Source organism: Fluviicola chungangensis, assembly GCF_007558725.1.
Taxonomy (GTDB): domain Bacteria; phylum Bacteroidota; class Bacteroidia; order Flavobacteriales_D; family Crocinitomicaceae; genus Fluviicola; species Fluviicola chungangensis.
The window spans coordinates 12,895-28,150 of the sequence record NZ_VLPL01000007.1 but is presented as its reverse complement, the minus strand read 5'-3'; the positions used below and the strand labels follow the sequence as shown (position 1 = coordinate 28,150).

At 40.9% G+C, this 15,256-nt stretch carries 11 protein-coding genes; 4 read left to right on the top strand and 7 right to left on the bottom strand.

The genetic code is table 11. From position 1 onward, the window contains the following. Positions 1-59 precede the first annotated feature (59 nt). From FO442_RS13650 to metK, 3 genes are all read left to right on the top strand, one after another. Positions 60-554 (top strand): antitoxin Xre/MbcA/ParS toxin-binding domain-containing protein, encoded by a 495-nt coding sequence (locus tag FO442_RS13650; protein ID WP_246073859.1) that lies wholly within the window; start codon positions 60-62, stop codon positions 552-554. Beyond that, on the top strand, positions 554-1,024 hold the full coding sequence (locus FO442_RS13645; RefSeq protein WP_144333764.1) for an RES family NAD+ phosphorylase: 471 nt from the start codon (positions 554-556) through the stop codon (positions 1,022-1,024). Before FO442_RS13650 ends, FO442_RS13645 begins: the two co-directional genes overlap by 1 nt. Before the next feature lie 136 nt (positions 1,025-1,160). Further along, positions 1,161-2,441, top strand: coding sequence for a methionine adenosyltransferase (gene metK / locus FO442_RS13640; protein ID WP_144333763.1), 1,281 nt, complete (start codon positions 1,161-1,163; stop codon positions 2,439-2,441). A gap of 265 nt (positions 2,442-2,706) precedes the next feature. Here the strand turns inward: metK and FO442_RS13635 are convergent, their stop codons facing one another. The 5 genes from FO442_RS13635 to FO442_RS13615 form a co-directional block, all read right to left on the bottom strand. Continuing rightward, the gene (locus tag FO442_RS13635; RefSeq protein ID WP_144333762.1) at positions 2,707-5,013 is read right to left on the bottom strand and encodes a helix-turn-helix domain-containing protein; all 2,307 of its coding nucleotides are present in this window, start codon (positions 5,011-5,013) and stop codon (positions 2,707-2,709) included. Positions 5,014-5,066: 53 nt separating this feature from the next. Next, positions 5,067-6,359: a carboxypeptidase-like regulatory domain-containing protein gene (locus tag FO442_RS13630; RefSeq protein ID WP_144333761.1), complete on the bottom strand. Its 1,293-nt coding sequence runs from the start codon at positions 6,357-6,359 to the stop codon at positions 5,067-5,069. A gap of 179 nt (positions 6,360-6,538) precedes the next feature. Then, positions 6,539-7,843, bottom strand: coding sequence for a peptidase associated/transthyretin-like domain-containing protein (locus tag FO442_RS13625; protein WP_144333760.1), 1,305 nt, complete (start codon positions 7,841-7,843; stop codon positions 6,539-6,541). An 11-nt stretch (positions 7,844-7,854) separates the two neighbouring features. Beyond that, entirely contained in the window at positions 7,855-9,180 is a 1,326-nt protein-coding gene (locus FO442_RS13620) for a hypothetical protein (protein ID WP_144333759.1), read from the bottom strand. Between the two features lie 84 nt (positions 9,181-9,264). Further along, a complete protein-coding gene (locus FO442_RS13615; RefSeq protein WP_144333758.1) occupies positions 9,265-11,010 on the bottom strand; it encodes a BamA/TamA family outer membrane protein in 1,746 nt (581 codons plus the stop codon). 151 nt (positions 11,011-11,161) lie between these two features. On the opposite strand from FO442_RS13615, the gene FO442_RS18970 reads away from it, so the two are divergent. Further along, positions 11,162-11,287: a hypothetical protein gene (locus tag FO442_RS18970; RefSeq protein WP_281281583.1), complete on the top strand. Its 126-nt coding sequence runs from the start codon at positions 11,162-11,164 to the stop codon at positions 11,285-11,287. A 402-nt stretch (positions 11,288-11,689) separates the two neighbouring features. Here the strand turns inward: FO442_RS18970 and lptB are convergent, their stop codons facing one another. Both lptB and FO442_RS13605 read right to left on the bottom strand, forming a co-directional pair. Further along, on the bottom strand, positions 11,690-12,424 hold the full coding sequence (gene lptB / locus FO442_RS13610; protein ID WP_144333757.1) for an LPS export ABC transporter ATP-binding protein: 735 nt from the start codon (positions 12,422-12,424) through the stop codon (positions 11,690-11,692). A 337-nt stretch (positions 12,425-12,761) separates the two neighbouring features. Next, entirely contained in the window at positions 12,762-15,221 is a 2,460-nt protein-coding gene (locus FO442_RS13605; RefSeq protein WP_144333756.1) for a DUF5686 family protein, read from the bottom strand. Positions 15,222-15,256: the final 35 nt, after the last annotated feature.

The following is a 15,256-nucleotide window of genomic DNA, read 5'->3' as shown; positions in this document are numbered from 1 at the left end:
TTTTTTAAATCCAAAATATAATTGTATATTTACGTTTGTATAATTGTAAAATTACAATCGTGAACGTCAAAACATCATCCGGGCATTCCAGTAAACCAGCTTCCCGTCAAAGTGCGAAAGCGGTTAGAAGGGAGAACCATCCTGCAAAATTCTCTCCGGCTTGGGTTGTAATAAACGCTAAGGATGCACCTGGGTATCAGATGGAATTAATTGACCGGATCAGAGATGGCGTTAAAAAATCTGATTGGAAGCAGTTGATTTTGAATATTGGTGCCACAGAAAAAGAATTCGAATTGATTCTTCCGACTTCTATTAGCAGTATGCAGAAAAAATCTGTCTATGGGAGGGAAACTTCAGAAAGAATTTATGAATTGGCACGTTTGTTTGGCTTGGGGTATGAAGTTTTTGATACGAAGGAGGATTTCAAAAACTGGCTCATGACACCTTCGCGAGCGCTGGGTAACAAAAAACCATTCGAATTACTGGATAGTAGTTTTGGGTTTGAAATGGTGGAGAATGAAATTGCCAGAATTCAATACAACGTTTACAGTTAATGGTTGTTTACAGGCTGGCAAACGTTAAGTACAAGGCTCAAACCTTGTCGGGTATTGGGGCTGAAAAAGTGGGAGGGAGATGGAATGAAATAGGTACGAGAGCAGTTTATTGTTCTGAAAATATTTCGTTGGCACTTTTGGAATATTATGTCCATTCAGCAAATATTGCATATTTACCTAAAGAAATTCTAATAGCCAAAATAGAGTTTCCCGATGATTTCGAAATTAAAGTATTGGATGATTTGCCGGAAAGGTGGAACCAATATCCGTATTCATCGAAAACAACAGGGATTTTCACAGAATTATCAAAGAACACCAATTTTTTCGCATTAAAAGTGCCGTCAACAATAGTCTGGTTGGAGTCTAATTATATTCTCAATCCATTGTTCAGTGAATTTGGAAGGGTCGAAATAAAGGAATTTATCGAATTGCCCGTTGACGAACGATTGAAATCGGGTAAGCATTTGTAATCTGGTATTGAAAAGTCCGGGGCAATCAATTAATCCACCTTTTTAGTAGAATATTCATACCTGTTTTTTCAACATTCGCGAATCAATTTCTTTTTTTTCACTAATTTCGCACCCATAAATTTTATACTCAAGGACTATGTCATACTTGTTTACCTCAGAATCTGTTTCTGAAGGACACCCGGATAAAGTAGCGGATCAAATTTCAGATGCGCTAATCGATAACTTTATGGCTTTTGACCCAACGTCAAAGGTCGCATGCGAAACGCTAGTAACAACAGGTCAGGTAGTCTTGGCCGGAGAGGTAAAAACAAATACGTATTTGGACGTTCAGTCGATTGCACGTGATGTGATCCGCAAGATCGGTTACACGAAGTCTGAGTATATGTTCGAAGCGAACTCCTGCGGAATTCTTTCTGCAATCCACGATCAGTCTTCCGATATCAACCAGGGAGTTGACCGGAAAGTTTCCAATGATGACTTTGAAGCGAAAGCGGAGGCTCAGGGAGCTGGTGATCAAGGGATGATGTTCGGTTACGCAACGAAAGAAACTGAAAATTACATGCCGTTGGCGTTGGATTTGGCGCACAACATTCTTCAGGAGTTGTCTAAAATCCGTAACAACGAATCGCATATTATCGGGTATTTGCGCCCGGATGCAAAATCACAGGTAACGATCGAATATTCGGATGACAATATTCCGCAACGTATCGATACGATCGTAGTTTCTACGCAACACGATGATTTCGGAACGGAAGCGGACATGTTGAAAAAGATCAAGGAAGATATCGTGAACATCGTTATTCCGCGTGTAAAAGCGAAATTAAAACCGGAATTGCAAGCGTTGTTTAACGACCAAATCACGTATCATATCAATCCAACAGGGAAATTCGTTATCGGTGGACCGCATGGAGATACCGGTTTGACAGGTCGCAAGATCATTGTTGACACATATGGTGGAAAAGGTGCTCATGGTGGTGGTGCTTTCTCCGGAAAAGATCCTTCAAAAGTAGACCGTTCTGCAGCATACGCAACACGCCACATTGCTAAGAATTTAGTGGCTGCCGGTTTGTGTGATGAGGTGTTGGTTCAAGTATCTTATGCTATCGGTGTTGCTAAGCCTTGTGGTTTGTTTATCAATACATATGGAACATCAAAAGTGAATATGACAGACGGGGATATCGCTAAGAAATGTGCCGAAATTTTTGACATGCGTCCTTATGCGATTGAACAACGTTTGAAATTGAGAAACCCGATGTATTCCGAAACCGCTGCTTACGGACACATGGGACGTAAGAATGAAATCGTGAAGAAGACATTCAGTGCTCCGGATGGATCCCAGGTGGTGAAAGAAGTAGAATTGTTTACTTGGGAGAAATTGGATTTCGTAGATAAAGTAAAAGCTGCTTTCTCTTTGTAAGAAACACTTTATAACTATATTTTAAAACCCGGTCATTGAGTGTAGTCGAAATGCCGGGTTTTTTATTTCTGTTACTTTTTGAATCAATTGTATTCTATTTGAAAACAAAGTCATTGGTTGGTTTAAATGACGAGCAGTTATTTGGTAGTTTGGTGAAATCACATCTGTTGTTGCGGGTGTGATTTTTTTATGGTATCGTGATATCATAAAATCATGATTTTGTTATATAACGAATTGCCTCGTCAGTAAAGGTTTTGAAGCGCTTTTACAACATCTTCGAAGCCTGAACCCATTTCAATTCGGCATAACTCACTCTGTCTCCCAATTCCTCTTTGAGCATCCCCAGCGTTTTTCCTTCGGCGTCTTCCAGGTACGATTCGATCTCGCTGATGCGCTTTGGGTCCAGAACCGAAGTAATGTCGATTTTTTCCTGCTGAATCAATTTCGCAAAATGTCCTTCTATCGTGGATAACCCCAATTGACGCTCATTTGCAATTTCTTCGATTGTTTTTCCTGCTTCGAACAGGTCGAAAGTAATTTCATAGGTGTTTTTCTTAGCGACCTTTTCTTCTTTAACTTCTTTTTTAGGTTTTATTAATTGAAGTACATCCGTAAAATCTTCTTCCATCATTTCGTCCATCATGGAACGGTTTGCCCGCAATTCCTGTTGAATGCTATGGCTTTTAGCAATGACGTAGTTCGTGATTTCAGCTGATTTGACGGTTTCCTTCGTAAATGGTTTCTGGTTGACGATGGCTTCGATCAATAAACGGCCTTTCATCAATCGATGAACAACTGCAATCACTTCCTGTTCCAACTCTTCCAATTCCTCAAAATAGCTCTTTGTTTTTTTGATCTTGGCCACCTCATAGCGTCTTTTCATGATGGAATATACCTGGGCGTCCAATGGCTTGAAGAAATACTGGTAAGCAGCCTGTACCCGTTCATGAATAAATTCCCATTCCGGTTTTTCTTTTGAAAACAGGTTGGCCAGTTGATTTTGAAATTTACGGGCTGCATCAAATGTAGCCTGGACTGTTTGCAGCTGGTTTGCTACCCACGATTTGTCTTTCCCCTTTTCCGTTTTCGGACCTTGATTTTTAAAGCCCAACTCGAAGGTTGCCCATTTGGTGGTATAATCGTACCAATCGAAAGCTTGTACCAGGCTGTTGTAAACAAAGCGGGAGGTTTCCCTGTCCAAGTATAGTTTCATTTGGTCTTCGGGAGCTTTGTTGGATGAATAGGAAACGACCTGGTGATCGTTCACCAATCCGTTCATGGAAAGCGGTTTCAATAAAACCAATCCTTTCAGGCTGCGTAATCGGGATAATGCTACGTAAGCCTGTCCCGGAGCAAAGACATTGGAAACATCCAAAACGGCTTTGTCGAAAGTCAATCCCTGGCTTTTATGAATGGTAATTGCCCAGGCGAGTTTAATGGGATAATGAACGAAAGTCCCGAGGATTTCTTCTTCGATTTCACCGCTTTGTTCATTTAAGGTGTATTTGATATTATTCCACTCGTATTTCTCAACGGTAATGCTTCTGTTCTCCTCTTTGAAAAACACTTCAATCTCATCCTTGGTCAGGGATTTGATAACGCCCATTTTACCATTGTAGAAGTTCTTCTCAAAGGAAATATCGTTCTTGATGAACATGATTTGAGCACCGACCTTTAATTCCGTTTCCTTTTCCAGCGGATACAGGTGTGGCGGAAAATCATTTTTGATTTCCGCTGAGTAAATGATTGATTGTTCCTTCAGCGAATTTAAAGCTGCTGCATTCATCTGGTCAGCTTTGGAATTATGAGTTGTTAACGTAATGTATCCTTCTTCTTTGGTAGAATCGAAGTCCGGATTGACGTATTGTTCCAGTAAGCGCTGATCTTCTGACGTGACCCGGTTATTCCTTAAATTATTCAGGAGATCGATAAAAAGCTGGTCGTCCTGACGAAATATTTTGTCCAGTTCGATATAAACAGGAGCCTGTTCCTGGAGAACTCGTGCATTGAAGAAGAAAATTCCATGATAGTATTTTTGCAATACACTCCATTCTTCCGGTTTGATAACCGGTGGAAGTTGCAGCAAATCTCCGATGAAAAGAACCTGAAGTCCACCGAAAGGGTGATTGTTCTTGCGCACATTTCGTAAAGTCCAGTCAATAGCATCCAGTAAATCAGCCCGTAGCATGGAGACTTCGTCAATGATAAGGAGCTCCACATTCCGGATGAGGTTCTGGCGCGTTTTATTGAAATGAAAATGACGTTTCAATGTTTCTTTCGATTCAAACTTGGTGTTCCCGGAAACCAGTCCGTTCGAAACAAATTCAGGGATAAATGAACTGAATGGAAGCTGAAAAAAAGAATGAATGGTTACCCCGCCGGCATTTAAGGCTGCAATTCCTGTGGGAGCAACAATGACGGTGTTTTTATGAGTGGTTTCTACAATCTTCCGCAGAAGGGTGGTTTTTCCGGTTCCCGCTTTTCCGGTGAGGAAAACAGGACTGTTGGTTTGATTAATAAATCGTTCCGTAAATTCAGCCGGATTGCTGATGGATTCTGTATTGTTTTTCATTCTTACTTGAAGATACGCAAAATTACCTTCTTTTTCAAACCGAAATCAAATCTTTACCGGTTTGTCAGATGTTGTTTGAAAATATAGTGCATGCTCAAATCCAAATAATCTTTGTAAACATAGTAAATGAAGTCCCGGTGGATCTGGATATGTTCCGGGTAAATGTGGTCCTTTATCTGTACCACTTCTTCTACCTTTCCATTGACCAGGTTAATTTTACGGAGACTGGTAATCCCATCTCTTTCAAAACGGGCATAAATTGCTGTTTTCTCGATATTGGGAATCAATTCGCTTTTCCAGCCTCTGAAATATTGGTAGGCAATAGGAAAACTTCGGATCCGCACACCGGATTTTGTGAATACGATCGCAGAATCGTTCGGATGGTCGAAAATAATCAGCGAATCATTCAATTCAAATAAAGGAGCATAGATCGGTTTAAGAAGGATCAGGTCATAAAATTGTTGCGTACTCCATCGTTCCCGTGCTTTTTTTAGGTCGTGCCGGTCGTTTGATAGTTTATCACTGTGGTTCGTGTTGGATTCTTTCAGGATCTCGCTCACAGTCTGCTTGTTCTCCCGCTGATAATCTTTCAATTGCCGGCTTTTCTGACGGTCCTGGCTCACATAGAGTGTTTTACTGAGGCGCGTTTTTTTGGTGATCAGTTGGTATTCCAGGTACTGTTTTTGATTCATATAGGTTCGGATGATGATTGATGTATCATCCGAATAAGAACAATTGTCGAGTAACCCGATGGCTTTGTGGTAAGGAAGAGGAGAAAAAATTCCGACGGCCTGACCTACAATGGAGGTTTCATAAACACTGTCGTTGTAAATCAGGTGAAATTTTCCCCCACAATCCTGTTTGATTTGTTTCGGGTGTTTTCTGATAGGAGTTTCATACATCTTATCTCCTGTTTCATTCAAATGACGCAGGTAATAAGTGTGTTCATCGCTGCAGCATAAAATGATATTGCCGTCCGGTTCCACTTTGAAATCGAGTACATTGGCCTGTTTGCGCGGATACACCCAGAATTTGCTGTCAGCATTGATTGTTACTTCGTCCAACTGGGTTTCTTTTCCTTCCATGACGACATAAACCATCAGGGTGTCTTTCCATTTTTCGGGAAAAAGTAAAATATCGGTAAAATCCTTGTACAAATTGCCTTTGACGGTCAATTGTGCCGGGAAATTTCCGTTTTTTAAGATGAAAAAGCCATTGGAATTGGTACGTGTATTATGGATATCTATCTGAACAGAGGCATTCTTAATCGGTGCTCCGCTTTCGTTGACTACCTTTCCTTTAATGATGATGTCATCCTGGCACCAAGCGGAATTTATGCAGGTCAAGCAGATCAAAAAAAACAAAAAATGTGGAAAGCCTGGCATGTATTTGATGGATGATTTTTTAGATAAAAGTAAACAATTGATCGGGGAAAACCAGTTCCGCACGCGAATAATATACCTGATTTTTTGGCAGCCCCTTCCGGGGTTATTAACCTGGAGTCACTTCAGGTATGTAGCTGATCCTATTCAAGTTTTTGTTTAAATAGGTAGTGCATACTCTGGTCCAGGTAATCTTTGTAGATGTAATAAATGAAATCCCCGTGAATTTGGAGATGCTCGGGGAAAACATGCTTTTCCAATTTGATAATCCGTTCCGTTTTTCCATTTGTTGGATTGAGCTCCCGAAGGATCGTTAACCCTTCCTTCTCATAACGGGCGTAAATCTTCGTTTTTTCCATATTGGTAATGAGTTCTTTTTTCCACCCTTTGAAGTAATGGTAAACAATAGAAAATGATCGTACACGTATCCCCGCTTTAGTAAAAACAATAGCGGAATCGTTGAGATGGTCGAAAATAATCAGGGAATCATTGATCTCAAATAAGGGAATATAAACCGGATCGGTCAGGATCAGATCATAGAATCGGATATTGCTCCATTTATCGCGTACTTTCCGGATCGCATTCTTGTCTGTTGTGAGAAAGAGATCATTGTCTGCGGTACGATTTTCCTGCTCGTATTCGCGGAGCCCCCTGTTGCGGGAACGATCCTCTCCGACATACATTACCCGGGTAATTTTAGTTTGAAGATTAATTGCAGAATATTCAATACGCTGATCCCTTTCGGAATAATTGTATTTCACTAAATTCCGGTCATCCTTGTAGACACAGGATTGAAGAAAACTAAAGACTCCAAGAGCCGGTTTCGGTGAAAAGATCCCGATGGAATTATTGACCATTGCTGTTTCATAGATACTATCTGCATAAACCAAGTGAATGTTTTCCATACAGTCGCGATATAATTTTCTGGGATGATTGCGTATGTTCGTTTCAAAGACCTTTTCTCCGGACGCATCCAGTCCTCGAACAAAATAATGGTGTTCATCACTGCAGCAGAGTAAAATTTCGTCATCCGGTTGCAGGAGAAAGTCCAGCACATTGGCTTGCTTTCTGGGATATACCCAAAAGATTTTTTCGGCGGAAACAGTCACTTCTTCCAATTCCTTTTCTTTTCCGGTCATTACTACAAATACGCGGATTGTATCTTTCCATCGTTCGGGAAGTGCAACCATGTCCGTGTATTCAGAGTATAGCACATGATTTACTGTCAACTGAGCAGGAAAGTCGGTATTCTTTACAATGAAAAAACCGGATGAATTGGTTCGGGCATCCGAATTTCCCAATTTTACAGAGGCATTTTTAATAGGTGTTCCGTTCTCGTTGATTACTTTTCCTTTCACAACTGCTTCCACCTGGGATAGGCCTGTATTCATCACGCATCCGCAAAATAGGACCAGACAAAGGATTTGGAAGTGATTTAAATGTCTCATGTCGATTGGGTTTAAGGAATGTTTTTCAGCGGTTGTTTATAAAGATAATGAATACTGTTGTCCAAATAATGGTTATAGATATAATAAGCATAATTACCCCGGATTTGAATGTTGATCGGATGAATGTGTTTTTCAAGTACGTCCAGGCTGACAACTTTTCCAGTCGAAGGATTGATCTGGCGAAGTGTCACGAGTCCATTGATTTCATACTTGGCATAGAGTTTTGTTTTTTCTTCGTTAATAAGCAATTCGCTTTTCCAATTTTCAAAATAATGATAGCTTATTTGGAACGAACGAATATATTTCCCTGAAATAGAATAAACCAAAGCACTGTCCTTAAAGTGGTCGAAAATAAAAATGGAATCATTGATCTCGAAAATAGGAGCATATAGCGGTTTTTTAAGGATTTGATTGTAAAATTGCTGGTTATCCCATTTTTGCCTGTCTGTTAAATTGTTTGCTTGTTGCCCGCGTTTGTAGTTCGGATTGGACACAGGAACGGCAATTTCATTTTCCATCGCAAAATCATCCAGTTCCCGCATTTTTTGCCGGTCACTGGTTGAATAAAGTAAGCTTGGCTTTTTCGTGTTCCAGTCAATTTTCACATATTCAATCAGTTTGTTATGCGGACCAAGTCTTTTTAAGATGAAGTTATCCGCACTGGAAATGATGCAGGGCGACAATACCTTCATAGTTTCCTCATAGGAATGTCCGGCAAGCATTCCGATGGAATTCCGGATAAACTTGATTTCGAAAATACTGTCGGAATAAACCAAATGTGTTCCCCCGGTGCAATCGGCATAGAGGCCGACCGGATTTTTTTTGATGGGAAGATCAACTATTTTTCTACCGATCGAATCCAGTCTTCTAAGAAAGTACTTGTGATTTTCCTGGCAAACAAGCAGTATTTCTTTTTCGTAAAGTGCAAAATCAATGATGTGGGTATTTTTCTTTTCGTAAACCCAAATGACCTGGGAAGCGTTAACAGTAACTTCTTCCAGTTCCGTTTCTTTTCCTTCCAGGATGATCTCTACTTTAAGTGTGTCGTCTTTGTTTACAGGAGCTCTGACAATTTCGAAATAATCGTTATAAAGCGGATGCTTCGCGTACAGTTGCGCAGGAAGATTGGTTGTTCTTAACAGGAATATTCCCTTGCTGTTGGATTTTACATTAGCCGCTCCGAGTTTGATCTCAACACCGGATACCCGCTGATTTTGCTCATTCATGACCGTTCCGGTAACCACCACATCCTGGGAATAAACGGCGCCGCTAAATGAAAGCAGAAGCACCGTAAGAATGGATTTCCAAACCTTGTCCGATATGCATAAGTAGTTCATCAGAGTTTTAAGTTAAAGAAAAAAAGAAACAGGACCTAACGGATTGATTAAAGTGTTTCTTTGATTGATTTTAGGATCGGTCGATTAGAAATACGCAACATATCCAAAATGTACCTTTGAATCCCTGAACAGGATCGGATTGGAGAATTGCTGTCCCAATGCGTATGTCAATGAGAAAATCCCGATATTGGTTCCGAAACAAAGTCCTGCCCCGAAACCTTTCGGAGAATCGTGCCGGTATTGCTGCACGTTGCGTTCATACCAGCTTTGATCGTAGAACACAAACAAATAGGAATTCTGATCGAGTATAAACCGGGGTTCAATGGTCACTGTTGCGCGGAAAGTACCCAGCAATTCATCTTCCATGAAGCCTCGCTGGGAGAGGTTTCCTCCGAAGCGCAGGAGTTCGTTCTGCTGAATGTTGTTGGTGTAAAACGATTCGCTGATCAGGCCTCCTTTTAGTACAAATCGCTTTCCAAGCGACTGGTAATATTCAATTTGAACTTTCCCGCCGTAGATGAGGTAGTGATTGGTAACGGAGTCTTTGATGAGTGTCCGTTTTCCAATGTTCCCTTCCAGATACCAGATAAATCCTTTCCGCGGATTGGGTAAATAGTCGACTGTCTGATTGCGGAAGGAAAGCCCGTATAAATTGCTTTTGGAAGTTCCGTAAGCCAGTCCGGTGTTTGCTGCACCTAGCAGGTTGGATTGTTGGTTTTTGTAAAATCCGGTCAATGTTTTTCCTCCCGAAACAAAATAAGTAATTCCAATACTGGTTTTTAATTCCAGGAAGGTTGAATCCCGCTTGAACAGTGAAAATTGCCCGTCCAGCCCGAAGGGTGTATTGAATAAGAACGGATACGCGGCCTGGATCTTCAACTGCGGACTTCCCGGTTGAATGGAGCGCCAGTTCAGGTCGAAAAGCTCTCCGTGTTTGAATGCATTCTGAAGTTTCAATCGCAGATCCCCGGTTAATTGGTACTTCAATTTGATCGGATCTTGCTGCAGGCCGATTGTTCCGTTGAATAACGAAACCGGTTTTGTTTCGAGATACAAATACAGATTGGCACCTTCCGGAGTAAACAGGATTTCGGCGGGTTTTAGCTGTTTCACGAAAATCAATTGGGTCAATCGCGTATTGATCAGGTTCACCTGTTCCTGGTTATACCAATTTCCTTTTTCGATGTGAAGGAAATTTTCCAGGTATTTTTTGGATAATTTGACTTTATTTCCCGATACGATGAGGTCATTCCATTTTACCCGGGAGTTCGGAGCAATAATGAGTTCTGCGAAAAGGGTTTCCTTTTCAACGCGCAGATCTTCAAACGAAATACGTGCAAAAGGATAACCGGCAATTTCAAAATCACGAAGAATGCGTTCCAGGCTTTTGGAAATTTCCAGGGGAGTGGGAGGGAGCGTTTCTATCGATCGCGGACTAATCCCGATTTCTCTCAGCGCACGTTTACTATTGTCAGAGATTGAAAGGTTTAATTGTTTATACCGCAGGCCGAGCGTAAAATATGCTTCACTGTTTAAACTGTCACTCGGAATAATGGAATCGATCCCGAAAGTGAGGTATCCCTTTTTATAAGCCAGGAACTGAATGTCCTGCAGTTGCTTCTCAAGCGAAAAAGTATCCGAATAGTTGAAAGAATTCCGTTTACTGATTTTTTTGAAGCTTGCATCTGAAAAATGAATACTTTTCTGTGAATAGAGAATGGTAGAACTGAAAACCGATAAGTTGATTAACAGAATCACCAGCCATTTTTCCTGAATAAGAGAAAGCAAAGCTTTTGATATAAACAAGCGTAAGCGCAGTTTTTCTTTCAATTTTTATACCTTTTAGTTTCAGTTAGTCTGTTAAATGCTTTAATTTCAACTGTTTCCTTTCACAAAATTGTGGAATATCCTTTAATATAACGCTGAAAGTAGTAAGTTTGTATAGAAGATACAATGAGTGTCAACCATTAAAGGAAAGATTATGAAGAAGATCCTTGGAATTTTTGCTGCAGTGCTAGTTGTTCTCCTGGTGAGCACATCCTGTAGGACAAAAGCAAATTGTGACGCATATAACGGAATGAGCCAAACAGAAAAAGCCGATCATTAACTGTTTAAGGGGTATTCTACCCGGAACGCAGATAAACAGTAGCTTTGGTAATTTTTGAAGAAGTGTAACGTTAAAAAAAAAGTGCGTTTTTAAATTAAATCACAACTAATCCACATGATAAAAATTTGGAATGTGAATAATATTTATGCAAACTAACGTTAAAAAATAATAGATTTGTAATTCGAACAACAACTAGTAAACTAAAAAACAAGCAGTAACTATGAAGAAATTTTTTGCCTACGCAGCTATGGCTGCTTTCTTAGCGGTAGTTTTAGCATCTTGCGGATCCTCCAGAGGACATTGTGATGCTTATGGAAGTGTTAACAACGCTGAAAACGCTGATTTAGCATCTAAATAACGAAACAAACCAAAAGTCTCTTCCCACGGAGGCTTTTTTTATATCTATCCGTTTTTCGTGCGTAGCACAAAATTTTGACCGAGGTAAACCTTGCGCACCTGTTCGTCTGAAGCCAGTTCTTCCGCTGTTCCGGATTTCAAAATACTTCCTTCAAATAACAAATATGCTCTGTCAGTAATAGAGAGTGTCTCTTGTACGTTGTGGTCCGTGATCAGGATCCCGATATTGCGCTTGCGCAGATCTGAAACAATGCTTTGAATGTCTTCCACCGCAATCGGATCTACCCCGGCAAATGGCTCATCCAGTAAAACAAATTTCGGGTTGGTGGCCAATGCACGCGCGATCTCGGTTCTTCTTTTTTCTCCTCCGGAAAGCCTGTTCCCGAGGTTTTTTCGAACTTTTGTCAAGCTGAACTCTTCCAGTAATTGTTCCATTTTCTCTTTTCGTTCAACTTTTGTCAAATCGGAAAGTTCCAGGATGGACAGGATGTTGTCTTCTACGCTTAATTTACGGAAGACGGAAACTTCCTGCGGAAGATACCCGATTCCCAGTTGAGAGCGTTTGTACATCGGATAGTGTGTGATTTCCAAATCATCCAGGAATACATGACCTTCGTCCGGTTTTACCAATCCTACCATCATGTAGAAAGAAGTCGTTTTCCCGGCTCCGTTCGGACCCAGTAAACCAACAATTTCACCCTGATTTACTTCGATCGTAACTCCTTTTACGACGTTTCGGCCTTTGTAGGTCTTTTTAATATCGTGCGTATGTAATTTCACCTTGCGAAAATAAGAAGAAAAAGCGAAGCTTTTGAAGAGTAAATTACAACAAACGTTAGTGCGGCAGTAATTTAGGACGGCGAAGCTTTTGAAGAGTAAATTACAACAAACGTTAGTGCGGCAGTAATTTAGGACGGCGAAGCTTTTGAAGAGTAAATTACAACAAACGTTGTGCGGCAGTAATTTAGGACGGCGAAGCTTTTGAAGAGTAAATTACAACAAACGTTAGTGCGGCAGTAATTTAGGATAATTTGTAACTTGGATTGCAACTGCTGAGAGCCAATATTTTGATACCGATAACCATCGGATTTTCGACTATTGAATTCTTTGAACGTTCTTAAAAAGCAAAAGACCAGCGTGCCCGGATTCCCAATGGAGGAATTCCCGGAGCAAGGTGTGTAATTCTCCAAACCAGGTCTACGCGGCCTAATTTAAAAATATTCTCAATTCCCACAGCTGCTTCTGCATAAGGAACTGCTCCGAATTGCTTGGTAAAAGAAGGGATGATCATCACATCATTGTGTCGTTGACTAATGGCTCCGTAGGTTATTCGACCGGATGTCACCAATCTCCATTTCAGTTTTTTGATCAATGGGATGCGGTCAAATAACAATCCTTGCCAATGTTGCTCAATAAATCCGCCAACATAACGGTCGGAGATGAATTCAAAATAAGACATGCGGTTGAATGCGTTGGTGTACAACCAATAAGATTGACTTCCTTCGTGAACTTTCAGGAAAGGATATGCAACTGTTCCCAAAACCACACCGGTATTTATTCCGTAACGCAATCGTCCCAAAACGCCCACATTGCGGTTGTGTTCCATCGCAAATTCCAGTTTCTGGTAGTTGTAATCACTTCCGAAAACGCCTTTGATTCCGAAAATTCCCTGGATGGATAAAATGGGATATTTGGAAGGAAGAGTTGTACGGTCAAAGTTCCCTGAAATGAATTCTTCGTCTTTACACCATCTGAAACGCAAGGTAACTTCAGAGCTTTGGACGTGCCTGATCGTATCCAATCCTCCGTATTCATTGCGATGTTCGTAAGTGGCAAGCCCCAATGGAGTGTATTCTTTCCATTCAAATCCACCGAAGATCACAAAGTCCTTTCCGAAGTCCTTCTCCAGATTAATACCGGCTTTGTCAACAAAAGTGAGTTTGTCCAAGGGACCTGTCCTCAAGAGAGAACTGAATGTCGATCCGACCGCGGCTGCAGTGGGTGAAATACCAATCTGTTCAATATCCCTGTTTCCGTATAAAATCAGGAGTCCCCGTTTTTTAGGTGTAATATTGATACGGGTAGTTAACCCGTATTTGAATCGCTTATCCCCGAACCCGTAATACAATCTGCCTCCGAACTCGATCCGTTTGGAGAAAGCATTGGAGGTACGAATGGCCAGTCCTGTTCGGAATTTCTCCACCGGGTTAACGGAAAAAAGTGAATAGATAGAGCCCAATTCAATTTTTCCGATCGGGTAATACCCCGAAGCGAGCATGTATGTGGAATTCTTCAGGAACTTGAAAAAGGGGTCCTGGTTCAAAGAATCCACCATATTATCAATTCCATTTTCCTGATCGTTGAGCGGAACGTGCCGGTGCGCTATCCAGTAGGCTTTGCTCCTGATTTTGGCGCTGTCGGCGAATTCAACAGTGAAATCACTTTTGTAAAAATCATCAGGCCGGTCTTTGTTGATGACAAAATTTCTCCTGGAAGAGTATTTCCGACCGTAGAAACCATATAATTTGGTTCCTTTCGTGACCTTCAGGTCCAGGATCATTTTTTCTTCGGTCAACATCCATACTTCCGGCATTACCTGGTCAAAATGGTGTTCCATGTACAGATCCTGCACGTAATTGATATTGGCCCAGGGAGATAATTTTGCTTTAAATAATTTTACCGCATAGGTCGTGTCATTGATCCACATTTCCCCTTCAAAAGTCATATCACCAGTTCTCTTTGGAGTAAAACGCAATTTATAGCACCAGTTGTTGTCAATGAACATACTGTCTTCCAGGTAGAACTTGTAGTAATTGCGGGCAAAATTCGCTACCGGACTAACAAAGGCTTTTTGAAAAATGTTCAGGTAATTGTCATAAATGTTGAAATCCAGGTACATTTCTCCCAGAAACTGGTTCAACTGGAGGTTCTCAATTCCGGAAATCCGCGTTGCAGAAACGAATTCCCGCTTCTTTTTGGGATTGTTCTTATAACTGAACTGGGAAATGTTTTCGGATAAAATGACCGGTAAATAGGTTTTTCCGCCGTCAATGGAATCCAGGTAGTCCATCACCACATCAAGTCGTTTTACAATGTCCCGGTCTTTGAATTTATCCCCGATGTTATTGAGGTCGATCTGGATCTTGTTGTATAGTTCGTATTCGTAAGAGCTTAATTTTTCCTTGTTGTTCGCATCTTTGTGAGCAATTACCTTTTTATGCATTGTGGTCGAAGGGAATTCATCGGGTGGTTTCACAGTTACTTCCGTGATGTCCATGATTGCTTCGGTTAGTTTTACATCAATGACCTGTTCCTGGTCCTTCTTAACGGACTTGGTTACCAGGTTGAATTCGGGCATCAGATAAGTGATACTGTCTGTTGCGTAATACGTTTGAAGCGTATAAAAGCCAAGGCTGTCAGTTAGGGTCCCGATTTTTGAGTATTGAAACTGGACCCTCACATCTGGTATTCCTTCTCCTGTCTCTGCATCAATAACACGACCGGAAACTTTTGTCTGTTGAGAATAGACAAAGCTGTGAGTCAGGCAGAGTAGAAATAGAATTCTTAGCTTAAACATAGATGGGCGTAAAACTAAGAAAAACTCGGAGTAAA